At 71.5% G+C, this 15282-nt stretch carries 12 protein-coding genes; 7 read left to right on the top strand and 5 right to left on the bottom strand.

Annotation, left to right across the window (positions count from 1 at the left end; all coding sequences use genetic code 11):
• Positions 1 to 3 precede the first annotated feature (3 nt).
• Together dhaL and dhaM are read left to right on the top strand one after the other, a co-directional pair.
• Positions 4 to 636, top strand: a complete 633-nt coding sequence (dhaL, locus tag CVS47_RS04775) for a dihydroxyacetone kinase subunit DhaL (protein ID WP_127095068.1) — start codon at positions 4 to 6, stop codon at positions 634 to 636.
• Entirely contained in the window at positions 633 to 1370 is a 738-nt protein-coding gene (gene dhaM / locus CVS47_RS04770) for a dihydroxyacetone kinase phosphoryl donor subunit DhaM (protein WP_127095067.1), read from the top strand. Before dhaL ends, dhaM begins: the two co-directional genes overlap by 4 nt.
• Position 1371: 1 nt before the next feature.
• Here the strand turns inward: dhaM and CVS47_RS04765 are convergent, their stop codons facing one another.
• Positions 1372 to 2349 (bottom strand): sugar-binding transcriptional regulator, encoded by a 978-nt coding sequence (locus CVS47_RS04765; protein WP_378791056.1) that lies wholly within the window; start codon positions 2347 to 2349, stop codon positions 1372 to 1374.
• A gap of 100 nt (positions 2350 to 2449) precedes the next feature.
• On the opposite strand from CVS47_RS04765, the gene CVS47_RS04760 reads away from it, so the two are divergent.
• The 3 genes from CVS47_RS04760 (at position 2450) to glpK (ending at position 6636) form a co-directional block, all read left to right on the top strand.
• Complete coding sequence (locus tag CVS47_RS04760; protein ID WP_127095066.1) at positions 2450 to 4168, top strand: glycerol-3-phosphate dehydrogenase/oxidase; 1719 nt, start codon at positions 2450 to 2452, stop codon at positions 4166 to 4168.
• A 116-nt stretch (positions 4169 to 4284) separates the two neighbouring features.
• Entirely contained in the window at positions 4285 to 5040 is a 756-nt protein-coding gene (locus CVS47_RS04755) for an MIP/aquaporin family protein (protein WP_127095065.1), read from the top strand.
• A gap of 84 nt (positions 5041 to 5124) precedes the next feature.
• Positions 5125 to 6636, top strand: coding sequence for a glycerol kinase GlpK (gene glpK / locus CVS47_RS04750; protein WP_127095064.1), 1512 nt, complete (start codon positions 5125 to 5127; stop codon positions 6634 to 6636).
• Positions 6637 to 6732: 96 nt separating this feature from the next.
• Here the strand turns inward: glpK and CVS47_RS04745 are convergent, their stop codons facing one another.
• Positions 6733 to 7209, bottom strand: a complete 477-nt coding sequence (locus CVS47_RS04745) for an OsmC family protein (protein WP_127095063.1) — start codon at positions 7207 to 7209, stop codon at positions 6733 to 6735.
• Between the two features lie 69 nt (positions 7210 to 7278).
• Here CVS47_RS04745 and CVS47_RS04740 point away from each other — a divergent pair, with 69 nt between their 5' ends.
• Positions 7279 to 8268: an asparaginase gene (locus CVS47_RS04740; RefSeq protein ID WP_127095062.1), complete on the top strand. Its 990-nt coding sequence runs from the start codon at positions 7279 to 7281 to the stop codon at positions 8266 to 8268.
• A 33-nt stretch (positions 8269 to 8301) separates the two neighbouring features.
• Positions 8302 to 9417, top strand: a complete 1116-nt coding sequence (gene ald, locus CVS47_RS04735) for an alanine dehydrogenase (RefSeq protein ID WP_127095061.1) — start codon at positions 8302 to 8304, stop codon at positions 9415 to 9417.
• 106 nt (positions 9418 to 9523) lie between these two features.
• Here ald and CVS47_RS04730 read toward each other — a convergent pair whose 3' ends face one another.
• From CVS47_RS04730 to CVS47_RS04720, 3 genes are all read right to left on the bottom strand, one after another.
• Entirely contained in the window at positions 9524 to 11086 is a 1563-nt protein-coding gene (locus CVS47_RS04730) for an APC family permease (protein ID WP_127095060.1), read from the bottom strand.
• Between the two features lie 33 nt (positions 11087 to 11119).
• Positions 11120 to 14302 carry an FtsK/SpoIIIE domain-containing protein gene (locus CVS47_RS04725; protein WP_127095059.1) on the bottom strand — a complete coding sequence of 1061 codons (3183 nt, stop codon included), beginning with the start codon at positions 14300 to 14302 and terminating at the stop codon, positions 11120 to 11122.
• 89 nt (positions 14303 to 14391) lie between these two features.
• Positions 14392 to 15204: a PP2C family protein-serine/threonine phosphatase gene (locus CVS47_RS04720; RefSeq protein ID WP_127095058.1), complete on the bottom strand. Its 813-nt coding sequence runs from the start codon at positions 15202 to 15204 to the stop codon at positions 14392 to 14394.
• Between the last annotated feature and the right edge of the window lie 78 nt (positions 15205 to 15282).

Raw genomic sequence — 15282 nt, 5'->3', positions numbered from 1 at the left:
GCGATGACCGATGTCACCACCGCGGACCTTCGCGCCTGGATCACGCGCTTCGCCTCCCTCATCGACGAGCACCAGACCGAGCTGACCGAGCTGGACTCGGCCATCGGCGACGCCGATCACGGCTCGAACATGGCACGGGGCATGCACGCGGTGCTTCCGAAGCTCGACGGCGCCGCGACGCCCGCCGACCTCGGCAAGGCGATCGGCATGACCCTCGTCTCGACGGTGGGCGGCGCCAGCGGTCCTCTGTACGGCACGTTCTTCCTGCGCCTGGGCGGCGCCGCCGGAGCGGAGGACGCGCTCGACGCGGCGACGCTCGGGGCCGCGCTCCGCGCCGGGGTGGAGGGCGTCGTCCAGCGCGGCAAGGCCGAGCCCGGCGACAAGACGATGATCGACGCCTTCACGCCGGCCCTTCAGGCCTGGGACGACGCCGTCGCCGGCGGGGCAGACGCGGTATCCGCTGCGGAGGCGGCGGCGACCGCCGCGGCCGCCGGGCGCGATGCGACCGTGCCGCTCGTGGCGCGCAAGGGCCGGGCCAGCTACCTCGGCGAGCGCAGCGCCGGACACCTCGACCCCGGTGCGGCGTCGGCCACCCTGCTCCTCGAGGCGCTCCGCGACACCCTGGCCGCGTCGTGATCGGGATCGTGGCGGTCTCCCACAGCCCCGCGCTCGCGGCAGCCGCCCGAGAGCTGGCCCTTCAGATGGGCGGAGACGACCCGCCGCTCGTGGAGATCGCCGCCGGCACCCCGGACGGTGCCCTGGGGACCGATGCCGCGGCCATCGCCGAAGCGGTCGAGCGTGCCGCGTCGGGCGACGGCGTCCTGGTCCTGATGGACCTCGGGTCGGCCATCCTCAGTGCCGAGACCGCCCTGGAGTTCGTTGATCCCGACATCACGGTGCGTCTCAGCCCCGCGCCGTTCGTCGAGGGACTCGTCGCGGCGGTCGTGGGTGCGGCATCCGGATCCGACCTCGACGCGATCGTCGCGCAGCTTGACACCGCGCTGGCGGCGAAGCGTCAGCAGCTGGGAATCCCGGAGCCGGAGACGACGGATGCCGCGGCCCCCGCCTCCGCCGAGCAGCCGGCCGACGACGCCGAGCTGTCGTTCGAGGCGGTCATCCGCAACCCCTCCGGTCTGCACGCGCGCCCGGCGGCGTCCTTCGCACGCGCGGCCGGTCGATTCGACGCGCGCGTCACCGTCACCGACCTCGGGTCGCAGATGGCGCCGGTGGCGGCCAACAGCCTGCTGTCGCTCATGGCGATGGGCGTCGGACGCGGCGCCACCGTACGGGTGGCCGCGACGGGACGCGAGGCGCGCGCCGCCCTCGACGAGCTGCGCGGGATGATCGAGGACGGGTTCGGCGAGATGTGACTCACCGCCCGGCGGTGACCTCCAGGAGCCGCCGGGCGAGGGACTCCTCGACCACGAGGTCGGTGATGAGGCCGGCGGCGAGCGCACCGCGCAGACTGTCGAGCTTCGAGAGGCTCGACACGATGCAGAAGCGGGTGGGGATGCGGCGCACCGCTTCCAGATCGGGGCCGCTGGAGCGCTCGTTGAGGTCGATGCCGTCGGATGAGCCGTCCGCCCGGTAGAACACCGTGGCGCAGTCGCCGACGACGCCGTTGCGCTCGATGGAGCGCTGATCGGCCTCGTCGAAGTAGTCGCCCGAATAGACGTGGCTGGGCACGTCGGCGTCGGGCGACCCGAGGCCGAACACGAAGATGTTGACGCGCTCCTGGATCTCCAGCACCGCCCGCACGGAGCGCTCGCGCCACATCGCCTGCTTCGTGAGCGGATCGTCGAAGAGCGCCGGCACCGGGAAGGGGTGCACGGGTGCCGACCACGCCGCACCGAAGCGGGCGAGGATCTCACCCGCGTAGGTGATGCCCGAGGTGCGGACGTTGGCCGCGCCGTTCATCTGCACGACGCGCGCGTCGTGCGTGCGCTTGGACGGCAGGTGCCGCGCGACCGCCGACAGCGTCGAGCCCCACGCGATGCCCATCGTCATCGACGACTCGACGCGCTCGGCGAGCAGGCGGGCGGCCGACAGCGCCGTGCGCTCGAGCCGCTCGGCCTCGCTGATGCGGAACGGCGTCGGCACGACCCGCGCCGTCACCCCGAATCGACGCGCGATGCGGCTCTCCACCTGACTGCGGGCATCCTGCGGGGAGTGGATCGAGATGGTCACCAGACCCGTGTCGCGCGCAGAGGCGAGGAGGCGCGAGACGGACGAGCGCGACATCTTCATCTCGCGCGCGATGGCCTCCATGGTGAGGTCCTGGAGGTAGTAGAGCTGGGCGGCGCGCAGGGCGTCCTGCGCACGCGTCGAAGCGGTCGGCACCGTCGTCACCTCCTCCGTCGATACTGCAGTCTGCACGTTTGTGCAAAGGGCTTGCAACTCCGTTCAACACAGGACGAGTGTGGAGAGAGCTTCACAGAAAGGCAGCGCAATGACGACGACTTCCTCCTCCATCCGGCCCGACGTGCAGACCCTCCGCGACCGAGGGGACGTCGACGTCCTCATCATCGGCGGCGGCATCAACGGCCTGGCCACCTTCCGCGACCTCGCGCTCCAGGGGGTGGACGTCGCCCTCGTCGAGAAGGGCGACTTCGTCTCCGGTGCGTCGTCGGCGTCGAGCCACATGGTGCACGGCGGCATCCGCTACCTCGAGAACGGCGAGTTCCGTCTCGTCCAGGAGGCGGTGACCGAGCGCAACGCGCTGCTGCAGACCGCCCCTCACTACGTGCGGCCGCTCGAGACGACGATCCCGATCTTCAAGACGTTCTCCGGCATCCTGTCGGCGCCCTTCCGGCTGCTCATCACGCACGGGCGCGGCAAGCCCAGCGAGCGCGGTGCCCTGCTGATCAAGATCGGCCTGGTCATCTACGACACCTTCTCGCGCGGCGGCGGCACGGTCCCCCGTCACAAGTTCCACGGACGCAAGAAGTCGCTGGCGGCCCTCCCCCGGCTCAACCCCGACCTGAAGTACACCGCGACGTACTACGACGCCTCGATGTGGGACCCCGAGCGCCTCGCGCTCGACGTCATGCACGACGGCCTTGTCGCCGGCGGGCCCCGCGCCTCGGCCGTCAACTACGTCTCGGCCGTCGGCATGCAGCACGGCTCCGTCCAGCTGCGTGACGAGCTCACCGGCGACGAGTTCTCGGTGCGCGCGAAGGTCGTCGTGAACGCTAGCGGCCCCTGGACCGATCTGACCAACGGCGCCATGGGCATGCAGACGCGCTTCATGGGCGGCACCAAGGGCTCGCACATCGTCCTCGACAACGACGAGCTGCTCACCGCCACGAAGGGCCGTGAGATCTTCTTCGAGAACTCCGACGGCCGCATCGTGCTCATCTTCCCGCTGAAGGGACGCGTGCTCGTCGGCACCACCGACATCGACGCCGACCCGAGCAAGCCCGCGGTCATCACCGAGGACGAGATCGACTACTTCTTCGACCTCGTCAAGGAGGTCTACCCCGACATCACGGTGGACCGCTCGCAGATCGTCTACACGTTCTCCGGCATCCGTCCCCTGCCCCACCACGACGACACCGCTCCCGGCTTCGTCTCGCGGGACTACCGGATCGTCGACGACACGCACGAGGGCACGCCCGTCCTCAGCCTGGTCGGCGGCAAGTGGACGACCTTCCGGGCGCTCGCCGAGCACCTGAGCACACGCACGCTCGCGACGCTGGGCCGCCCCCACCGCATCAGCACCGCCGGTCGGCCGATCGGCGGCGGCAAGGACTACCCGCAGACGCCCGCCGCCCGCGGCACGTGGGTCCGCGCGCACAGCGCCGGCCACTCGCGCGAGCTCGTCGAGCGGATGCTGACGCGCTACGGCACCCGCGCGACCGAGGTCCTCGAGGTCATCCCCGCCGGAGCCGAGCCGCTGCCCGCCACCGACGGCTACTACCGCGAGGAGCTGGCGCACCTCGCCCGCACCGAGCAGGTCGTCCACCTCATGGACGTGCTGCTGCGGCGCACCTCGATCGCGTTCGTCGGCGGCATGAGCGCCCGCACGCTGCGCGAGGTCGCCGACGCGGTCGCCGAGCCCCTGGGCTGGGACGAGGCGCGTCGCGACGCGGAGATCGCGGACGCCACCGACCAGCTGCGCACCATGCACCTCGTCGAGCTCGAAGAGGTCAGCGCGACACGATCCTGAAGCGGCGTTCCTCTCCGCGACGACCGCGTCGCGGGGAGTAGCGTCAGCCTCAACCGGCGGCCCGCGGCCGTGCAACGATGCGAACGCGGACACACACCTGAAAGGTCATTGTCGACATGCAAGAAGTGAATCTGGGTCTGTACTTCCTCTCGGAAGTCGTCGGAACCGGGCTGCTGATCCTGCTCGGTACCGGTGTCGTCGCCAACGTCGCCCTCGCCAAGACGAAGGGCAATGCCGGCGGGTTCCTCATGGTGAACTGGGGCTGGGGTCTCGCCGTGTTCGCCGGTGTCATCGCCTCGGCCTACTCGGGCGCTCAGCTGAACCCCGCCGTCTCCATCGGCCTCCTCGTGCGCGGCACGATCGACTTCCCGATGTTCGGCGTCGCCGTCCTCGGTCAGATGGTCGGTGCCATCATCGGTGCGGTGCTCTGCTACGTCTCGTACAAGCAGCACTTCGACGACGAGCCCGACGCAGCCTCCAAGCTGGGCGTCTTCTCGACCGGCCCCGCCATCCGCTCCTACGGCTGGAACCTCGCCACCGAGATCATCGCGACCTTCGTGCTGGTCTTCGTGATCTTCGGCTTCGCCGACTACGGCGTGGCCGACGTGGGCGTCCCCGGAGGCATCGGCGGCCTGTCGGCCGTGCCCGTCGCCCTCCTCGTGGTCGGCATCGGCGCCTCGCTCGGTGGTCCGACGGGGTACGCCATCAACCCGGCTCGTGACCTCGGTCCCCGCATCGCGCACGCTCTGCTGCCCATCAAGGGCAAGGGCTCCAGCGACTGGTCCTACTCCTGGGTCCCCGTCGTCGGTCCCCTCATCGGCGGAGTGCTGGCCGGCCTGCTCGCCCCCGTGCTGCTGAGCCTCGGCAGCTGATCCACCTCCTCGCGGGCGCCGCCCCGGCGGCGCCCGCACCTCCCTCACCGAACACAAGAAAACACAAAGACAAGGAAGTCACCCATGGCTGACTACGTTCTCGCCATCGACCAGGGAACCACGTCGACGCGCGCGATGATCTTCGACCGCAAGGGAAGCGTCATCTCCGTCGGGCAGAAGGAGCACGAGCAGATCTTCCCGAAGGCGGGCTGGGTCGAGCACGACCCGCTGGAGATCTGGCGCAACACCCAGGAGGTGATCGGCCTGGCCCTCAGCCGCGCCGACATCACCCGCCACGACATCGCCGCCGTCGGCATCACCAACCAGCGCGAGACCGCGGTGGTGTGGGACAAGAACACCGGCAAGCCGGTCTACAACGCCATCGTCTGGCAGGACACCCGCACGCAGTCGATCGTCGACCGCCTCGCCGACGGCGACACCGAGCGCTACAAGACCATCGTCGGCCTTCCGCTGGCGACCTACTTCTCGGGCACCAAGATCGTCTGGATCCTCGAGAACGTCGACGGTGCCCGCGAGAAGGCCGAGGCCGGCGACCTGATCTTCGGCACCACCGACACGTGGGTGCTGTGGAACCTCACCGGCGGCATCGACGGCGGTGTGCACGCGACCGACGTCACCAACGCCAGCCGCACCCTGTTCATGGACCTCGAGACCCTGCAGTGGCGCGACGACATCCTCGCCGACTTCGGCGTCCCGAAGTCGATGATGCCCGAGATCCGCTCCTCCTCCGAGGTCTACGGCAACGTCGAGTCCTCGTCGCTGCTGCGCGAGACCCCGATCGCCGGCATCCTGGGCGACCAGCAGGCCGCCACCTTCGGCCAGGCCGCGTACGACCCGGGCGAGAGCAAGAACACCTACGGCACGGGCAACTTCCTCATCTTCCAGACGGGCGAGGAGATCGTCCGCTCGAAGAACGGACTGCTCACCACCCTCGGATACAAGCTCGGCGACGGCCCCGCTCACTACGCGCTGGAAGGCTCCATCGCCGTGACCGGATCGCTGATCCAGTGGCTGCGCGACCAGCTCGGCATCATCTCCTCGGCCCCCGAGGTGGAGACGCTCGCGAAGTCCGTCGACGACAACGGCGGCGTGTACTTCGTGCCGGCGTTCTCCGGTCTCTTCGCGCCCTACTGGCGTCCGGATGCGCGCGGTGCGCTCGTCGGAATGACCCGGTACGTCACCAAGGGCCACATCGCCCGCGCCGCGCTGGAGGCGACCGCCTTCCAGTCGCGCGAGGTGCTCGACGCCGTCAACGCCGACTCGGGCGTCGACCTGACCGAGCTGAAGGTCGACGGCGGCATGACCGCCAACGACGCGCTCATGCAGTTCCAGGCCGACATCCTGGGTGTGCCCGTCGTGCGCCCGGTCGTCGCGGAGACCACGGCTCTGGGCGCGGCGTACGCCGCAGGCCTGGCCGTGGGCTTCTGGGACAACCTGGACGACCTGCGCGCGAACTGGCAGGAGGACAAGCGCTGGGAGCCGAACATGGACCCCGAGGAGCGCGACCGTCAGATGCGCCTCTGGAAGAAGGCCGTCACCAAGTCGATGGACTGGGTGGACGAGGACGTCGTCTGAACCCACCCCCCGCCGCGAGACTGCACCTGCACGGCGAGACTGAGGCTTTCCGCCTCGGTCTCGCCGGTCGGGTGCAGTCTCGCGGTGTTTGGTGCGTCAGTCGCCGGCGATCAGGATGGTGGGCTCGTGGCGCACCGGGAAGTTGACGGAGTTGGCGATGAAGCACGTGGCATGCGCCCGCGCGTGGGCGGCGGTCGCAGCATCCACCATCGCGGCATCGGAGACCGTGACCCGGGGGTGCAGCACCACTTCGCGGAAATGGCCGGACCCCTGGCCGTCCTCCACCATGACGCCCGTCGCGGCGTCCTCGTAGGCGGTGACGACGACGCCCGCCTGCACGCACGCGTAGAGGTACGACAGCAGATGGCACTCGCTGAGGGAAGCCAGGAGCATGTCCTCGGGGTTCCAGCGCGCCGGGTCGCCGCGGAAGGGCTTGTCTGCTGAGGCGAGCACATCGGGCTTGCCCGCGACCGACACCGTGATGCCGCGGTCGTAGTCGCGGTAGCCGGTCGTTCCGGCGCCGCGATTGCCCGTCCAGGTCGCCGTGAGTGCGTAGTGGTGCTCGCCGTTCATGCCGCCAGTCTTCCACGGCCGGCGGGCGCAGGGCCGGGGGATGCGGCGGCCCGGCGGTAGGCTGGACCGGTGCCGCACACCTTCCCCGTCGCCGGAGCCGTGGAACTCGCCGTCGTCGAACGGAGCGGGTTCATCGAGTCGCGCCACGCCGGCGCAGCGGTCGTGCTCGCGCCCGACGGCACGGTCGCCACCACGCTCGGCGAGGCGGATGCCCTGATCCTCCCCCGCTCCAGCCTCAAGCCCCTGCAAGCCCTCGCCTTCCTCACGGCGGGCGCCTCCCTGGAGGGCGAGAAGCTCGCACTCTCGACGGCCAGCCACACCGGCACCGACCGTCACGTGGCCGTCGCACGCGCCATCCTCGAGCAGGCGGGCCTCGACGAGGACGCGCTGGCCTGCCCGGCGGCGTGGCCGGAGGATCGCTCGGCGCGCGACGAGCTCGTGCGCGAGCTCGGCTCCCCCGCCCGCATCCGTATGAACTGCTCGGGCAAGCATGCCGCGATGCTGCTCACCTGCACCACGAACGGGTGGGACGTCGAGGGATACCTCGACCCGAAGCATCCGCTCCAGGTGCACATCCGCGAGGTCGTCGAACGACTGACCGGCGAGCGCGTGGCCGCGACCGCGGTCGACGGCTGCGGCGCGCCGATCTTCGCGATCACCCTCATCGGCCTCGCCCGGGCTGTGCACCGCGTGGCCACGTCGTCCGAGACGTCGCCGTTCGCCCTGCACCGCAACGCCGGTGCGCTCGTGCGCGCCGTCCGCGAGAACCCCTGGGCCATCGACGGACCGGGCATGGACGACACCATCGTCATCGAGCGGCTCGGCGTCTTCGCCAAGGGCGGCGCCGAAGGCGTGATGGTCATGACGGCACCCGACGGCACCACCGTCGCGCTGAAGATGCTCGACGGCAGCGGCCGTGCGGCGACCGCGGTCGCACTGCGCCTCCTCGAGCGCGCCGGCGCCCTGCAGACCTCCGCCGTCGATGACACGATGGCCGCGCTGTCCCTGTCCGTGTCGGGCGGCGGCACCACCGTCGGGGCGATCCGCCCCGTCTTCTAGAGACGCTCCCACGAGGAGCGGAAAGGACGATCGATGAGGATCTCCGTCCCCGCTGAAGTCAAGAACAACGAGTACCGCGTCGCGCTCACACCCGCCGGTGTGCACGACCTCGTGCTGGCCGGGCATGAGGTGATCGTGCAGTCCGGCGCCGGCACCGGCTCCTCCATGACCGACGAGGAGTACGCCCACGCCGGCGCGACCCTCGTCGAGGACGCCGCGGAGGTCTGGGCGCGCGCCGAGCTGCTGCTGAAGGTCAAGGAGCCGATCCCGAGCGAGTACGGGTACTTCCGCGACGACCTGGTGCTCTTCACCTATCTGCATCTGGCGGCCGACCGCCCGCTCACCGATCAGCTCGTCTCCGACCGGGTGACCGCGATCGCCTACGAGACGGTGCAGCTGCCCGGTCGCATCCTTCCCCTGCTCGCGCCGATGAGCGAGGTCGCGGGCCGCCTCGCCCCGACGGTCGGCGCCCACACGCTCCTGCGGTCGGAGGGGGGACGCGGTCTGCTGATGTCGGGTGTGCCGGGTACGCGGCCGTCCCGGGTGACGATCATCGGCGGAGGGGTGGCCGGCGCGAACGCCGCCTACATCGCCGTCGGCCTGGGCGCCGACGTCACGGTGTTCGACACCAACGTGCCGCGCCTGCGCTTCCTCGACGACCACTTCCAGGGGCGCATCAAGACCGCGGCGTCCAACCCGCTGGACCTCGACCGCGCTGTCGTCGACTCCGACCTCGTCGTGGGCTCCGTGCTGATCCCGGGCGCGAAGGCGCCCAAGCTGGTGACGAACGAGATGGTCTCGCGCATGCGTCCGGGCAGCGTGCTCGTCGACATCGCCGTCGACCAGGGCGGCTGCTTCGAGGACACCCACCCGACCACGCACGCCGACCCGACCTTCGCGGTGCACGACACGGTGTTCTACTGCGTCGCGAACATGCCCGGAGCCGTGCCGAACACCTCGACCTCGGCGCTGACCAACGCGACGCTCCCCTACGTACGACAGATCGCCGGGCGGGGCTGGCGCGACGCGCTGCGCGCTGACGCCGCGCTGGCGGAGGGCTTGAACACGCACGCCGGGCGCGTGGTGAACGAGGGCGTGGCGACCGCCCACGGCCTGGATGCGGCATCCCTCGCCGACGTCCTGGCGTGACGCCGGTCTGAGAACGGGGTCGTCGCGCGGATCGCGATCGCCCTCGCACGACCGCGAACGGGGCTGAGCTCGCTGGTGCGCGCTCGGCCCCGTTCCGTCGTCGTCGTCAGATGCCGCCGTCGACCGAGCGGACGAGATCGGCGCCGTCCTCCGGCACGAGCACCTCGGTGTCGCGGTTGAGGCTCTGGCCGCGGAAGAACGCCTTGGCCCGCGGGAACTGGAACCAGATCAGCATCAGGACCACGCCGATCGCCAGCGACCCGATGCCCAGCACGAAGGTGCCGCCGATGCCGAAGAGCACCGTGTAGCCGTAGTCGACGTCGTACATGTCGATCGCGGACTGGACGAAGGCGTAGGTGAGCATGAGGGCGCCGAGCAGCGGGAACAGGAACCGGTAGAAGAAGTTGCGCGCCGAGTCGAACAGCTCCTTGCGGAAGTACCAGACGCAGGCGTAGCCGGTGATCGCGTAGTAGAACGCGATGGCGAGTCCGAGCGACAGGATCGAATCCTGCAGGATGTTGTCGCTGATGAGCGTCATGCCTACGTAGTAGACGATCGCGACCACGCCCATGACGAGCGTCGAGAACGACGGCGTCTTGTAGACGGGGTGCACACGGTAGAACCGCCGCGGCAGGGCCTTGTACGCCGCCATGGCGAGCGTGCCGCGAGCGGTCGGGAGGATCGTCGTCTGGGTCGAGGAGATCGCCGAGATCATGACGGCGAGCACGAGGATCCAGCCGAAGGGCCCGAGGAGGCCGTCCTTGATCCCGAGGAAGAAGTCGTCGGCGTTCGCCTCGTTGCCGAGTCCGGTTCCCTCTTCGCCGAGCCCCGCGTACATCATCGCCGCGATCGTGACGCCGACGTAGGTGACGAGGAGGATGACGGTCGTCAGCAGCGCGGCGCGACCCGGGATGCGCTTGGGGTCGCGGGTCTCCTCGTTGAGGGCGAGACAGGTGTCCCAGCCCCAGTAGATGAAGATCGCCAGCAGGCTCGCCTCGACGAAGCTGCCCCAGTCGCTGCCGGCGAACGGGTTGAACCAGGCCCAGTCGAACGGGGTCGCATCGGGCGCGGAGCCGGTGAAGAACTGGAAGAGGGCCGCGACGACGAAGAGGCCGAGCGCGGCGTACTGGAGGGCGAGCAGGATGTTCTGGATGCGCTCGCCGATCTCCACCCCCCGCCAGCTGACCCAGGTCATCGCCGCGATGAAGACGACACCGGTCGCGGTGACGAGCGGGACGTTGTCGGAGAGCAGGGCGTCTTCACCGCTGCCCACGATGCCGTCGATGAGCGCCCAGAAGTAGATCCCGGCGATCTGTGCGAGGTTGGCGAGCACGATCATGCCGGCTGCGGCGACGCCCCAGCCGCCCATCCATCCGATCCAGGGGCCGAACGCCTTCGTGCCCCACGTGAAGGTCGTGCCGCAGTCGGGGACCGCGTTGTTCAGCTCGCGGTAGGCGAAGGCGATGAACAGCATCGGGATGAAGGCGATCACGAACACGATGGGCGCCTGGGCGCCGACGGCGAGGACGACGAAGCCGAGGGTTGCGACGAGCGAATAGGCGGGGGCTGTGGAGGCGAGCCCGATGACGGTGGAGCCCCAGAGGCCGAGTGTGCCCGCGGCGAGGCCCTTCCCGTCGGGTCGGGTGAGGTCGATCGGAGTGGTAGTCACAGCCCTGAAACTAGGGCGGCGCGCGAGCAACGGTCAAGAGGCGCGCTCATGGCGCCGGCTGCGGCGGGTGGCGGGCACCGTGGATGCGGGTGGCACCGGGACGGGAATGGGTGGCTCCGGAGCGGGAACGGGGGGCTCCGGAGCGGGAACGTGGGGCTCGGGAGCGTCCGGCGGCTCGAGCACGACCGACTCGGGTGCGCGAGGCGGCTCGGGTGCGGGTGGGGCTGTTCGGCGGCCGGGCGCGGCCGGTGCGGCGAGTGCGGCGGGTGCGGCGGGCGCAGTGGGCGCGGTGGGCGCGGTGGGCAGCGTGACGCGCTCGGCCGGACCGCCGGCGCGTCGCAGCCAGGCCCGGGCCCGTCCCGGCGCGCAGTAGGGCGGGAGGGTGCGGTCGCCGGTGAGGAGCCGGTACTCGCCCGCGCACGCAGCGTCGATGAGCAGGTCGCCGTCGCCGCGCACGCGCGAGAGCAGCGTCCAGTGGCGCTGCCACTCCTCCGGTTCGCCGTAGACGACGCGCGGCGCCGTCACCTCCGTGATGGCTGCCGTGGAATGGGCGGCGACATCCTCCACGGAGATGACGGCGACACCGGCCGCCCACCAGCTCTCTAGCGCCCCGCGCGTGACAGCCGACCGGCGGGCGACGAATGCGGTCGTCCGCTCCGGCGCGAACCCCGCGTCCGCGGCGGGCTCCCCCCAGATCCACCCGGGCACACGGGTCCAGTCCGACTCCGGGTACTCGAGCGCCCGGAGCGCATCGGCTGCCTGGCCGTCGCCCTCCGGTTCTGCGATGGCGAACTGCACATCGCGCCCGTCGAGCCGTCCTCGACCGGGGGCGGCGTCGGTCGCATGGTGGGAGCCGTCGCCTCCTGCCGCGAGATAGTCCGCCCGCGAGGGCATCGCCAGCAGCGCTCTGCGCGGCAGGAGCTCCGCCAGCCGGGCGACGGGTCCCGACAGCCGCCGGACGCCGGCCACCACGAGGTACCCGCCGGCGCCCGCCTGCCGGACGAGGCGCTCGAGCGCCTCGAAGACGGCGGCGGCGTACTCGGCGGGGAACGCTCCGGCGAGGGCGTCCAGATCGTCGAGCAGCAGCACATCGCCGCGACCGGGCGGATGATCGGCCAGCCCCGACACCGTGTCCCACGCCGCCTCCGCATCTGCGGGCAGCCTCACGGCCGATCCGCGCGCCTGGGCCGCGACGACGTCGAGGATGGTCGATGTGCCGCTTCCGGCCGCTCCGACCACCAGCATCCCCCGGTCCGCGGCCGAGAGAAGGGCGGGCGACTGCCGCTGCCGCTCGGGCTCGTCGACGATGCCGAGCACGATGTCGCCCGCGCCACCCTGGCCGAGCAGACTGGCCAGCGGCACGACGGCAGGCAGGTCGGGCAGCCACGGTCGCCGTGGCGCCGGGCCGCGCGACGCGTGGGCGACGCGCTCGACGTCGCCCGGTTCGGCGAGGGCGATCCGGACAGCGAGCGGAGCGCCGTCGCCGGCGCGACGCACGAGCGCGCGCCCGGCCCCTGCTCGTCCTCCGGGCAGGAGCGCGGCCTCATCGGTGCCGATGACGGCCCTGCTGTCGGCGGCGTCGGTGACGCGCAGGCTGACCCGCAGCGGACAGTTCGCGAGCAGCGACTCGCGCACGACACCCGCCACCCGCTGCGTGCCCAGGATGAGGTGCATCCCCAGTGCCCGCCCGCGCGCCGCGACGTCGATGAACACGGCGTGCAGCTCGGGATGGGCCCCCAGCAGCGCGGCGAACTCGTCGACCACGATGACGAGTCTGGGGATGTGCACCCGCGGGTCGCGGATGTCGCGGGCTCCGGCGTCGGCGAGAGCCCGCTCGCGCCACCGCACCTCGGCACGCAGGCTGTCGATGGCGCGACGCGCTCCCCCGCCGTCGAGGTCGGTGAGGACCCCGGTGACGTGCGGCAGACCGGAGAGAGCGTCGAACGCCGTCCCGCCCTTGAAGTCGGCGAGAAGGAAGCTGACCTCGGCGGTGGACGTCTGCGCGCACAGCGACAGGATCCACGAGATGAGAAGCTCGCTCTTCCCCGAGCCCGTCACCCCGGCGACGACGGCGTGCGGGCCGTCCGACACGAGATCCACCGGGAAGGGCGACCCGTCGTGCCGGCCCAGCACCGCCCGGAGGCCGCCGGCGGCGGGCTCGGGCGCGTCGGCCAGGAGATCGGCCAGGTGCACGACGGTCTCGGCGACTTCCGTCCGCACCCCCAGCGCGAGCGCACGCCCTGCGAGGTCGGCCGCGACGTCGGCGGCCTGCACGGCGGACAGGCATTCGACGCGCAGCTCGCTCGTGCGTCCGTCATGGTCGAGGCGGGCCCGCTGCGGAGACGAGACCGTCAGCACGGCCCCGCACCAGGACGGCGGTGGCGTGTCGGCGGGCACGCGCACGAGCACGCCGTCCGCACGACGCGGACGCGGATCGTCGGCGTCGAGCACGGCGAGGGCGCGCGTCGCCGGCACGTGGCTGTGCGGCATCCGCTCCGCCCAGGCGTCGCGCGGCGACACGGCGATCAGCTCGAGCTCGCCCGGCGCGGCGATGCTGCACGCCTGTACGACGAGCGCGCGCACCACGGCATCGACGAGCACACGCGCCCCGACCACGGCGACGGCGGTGTCGACCCCCAGGAGCACGGGCGCGTCGGCGACGGCGGCCGCGCCCGCCCTCAGGGTGCGGGCCGCCTCGCCGCCCCCGGAGATCCGCACCGCGCTCGGTGCGTCGCCCGCACCGACGACGAGCACATCGCCGCGTCCGGGGAACGGCCGCCACACCTCCGCCTCGGCGGCGGCCAGGAGGGTCGCCGCGTCGGGATGCCGCTGACGCAGGCGCTCGCGCTCCGCCGCGTGCCGGCGCTCGACCTCGACCGCGGCGCGTTCCCGCGCGGACCGTGCGTCGCGGTCCGCGGCGCGGCGGGCGCGGCGGGAGGAGCGCGCGCCGTCGGCCATGTTCGCGAGGGCGATCAGCGGTCCGAGGAGCGCCAGCCACAGCGCCAGCACCGAGCCGGTGACGAGGAACAGCGCGACGGAGCCGACCACCGGCACGATCGACGCGAGGAGGGGAAGCCCCGGGCGCGGCGACGGCGTCCACGGCGGCGGGAGGACGATCGGCTCGTCGACGGCGGGGACGGGAGACGTGTCCGCGCCGGCGACGGACGCAGGCGGAACGGGCGGACGCACGAGCGATCCGCGCAGGAGTCGAGACATCGCGCCAGTCTCGCGCCGGCGGAAGACCGGACCCACCCGCGGGGCGACCGCCCGGGGTCGCGAGTGTCAGCGACCGCGATGGGGAGGAATCACCGCGTGGCGTGCGTGGCGGTGTCGGCGTCCGCCGAGTCGCTGGAACGCCGGACGGCGTTCAGCACCACGATCGAGATGTTGTCGCGGCCGCCGTTCTCGAGCGCCGCCTCCAGCATCGCGTCCACGGCCGCCGCGGGATCCTCGTGCTCGGCCAGGAAGTGCTGGATGCCGTAGTCGGTCAGCTCCTTGGTGAGTCCGTCCGAGCACACGACGAAGCGGTCGCCGTCGACGACGTCGAGCCGCACGTAGTCGGGGGTGACGCTCTCGCTGGGTCCGACGGCCCGCGTGATCACGTTGCCGTACGGGTGGTTCTCCGCCTCTTCCGGGCTGAGCCGGCCGGCGGCCATCAGCTCCTGCACCACGGAATGGTCGGTGGTGATCTGCACGATCGTCTCATCGCGCAGGAGGTACACGCGGGAGTCGCCGATGTTCAGGGTGACCCAGTGGACCGACCCGCCCGCAGCATCCAGGAACACGCCGGTGACCGTCGTGCCGGTGCCGTCGTCGGTGGTGTCCACGTGCGACGCGATGTCTTTGACCGCCTTCGACAGCGCCTTCTCTATGGCCTTGGTCGACACGTCGCCCGACTCGGCGATCGGCCGGAGGCGGTCGACGGTGCTGGTGCTGGCGATCTCGCCGCCGATGTGCCCGCCCATGCCGTCGGCGACGACGAACAGCGGGAAGTCCGCGAGCACCGCGTCCTGGTTGTTGTCCCGCCGCAGACCCGTGTGCGTCACGGCTGCCCAGGACACCTCGATCTCGCCGCCGGGAAGCGGGAGCGTTCGGGAGCGGGTGACCACATCGGACATCTTCACCTCTTCCTGTCGTGCGGCGTTGCGGCGCGACAGGGCGCCGGGGTCTCCCAGCCTAGTGGACCGTCTCGGCCG

Source organism: Microbacterium lemovicicum (assembly GCF_003991875.1).
In the GTDB taxonomy this organism is placed as follows: Bacteria; Actinomycetota; Actinomycetes; order Actinomycetales; family Microbacteriaceae; genus Microbacterium; species Microbacterium lemovicicum.
This window is presented reverse-complemented; position numbering and strand designations above follow the sequence as displayed.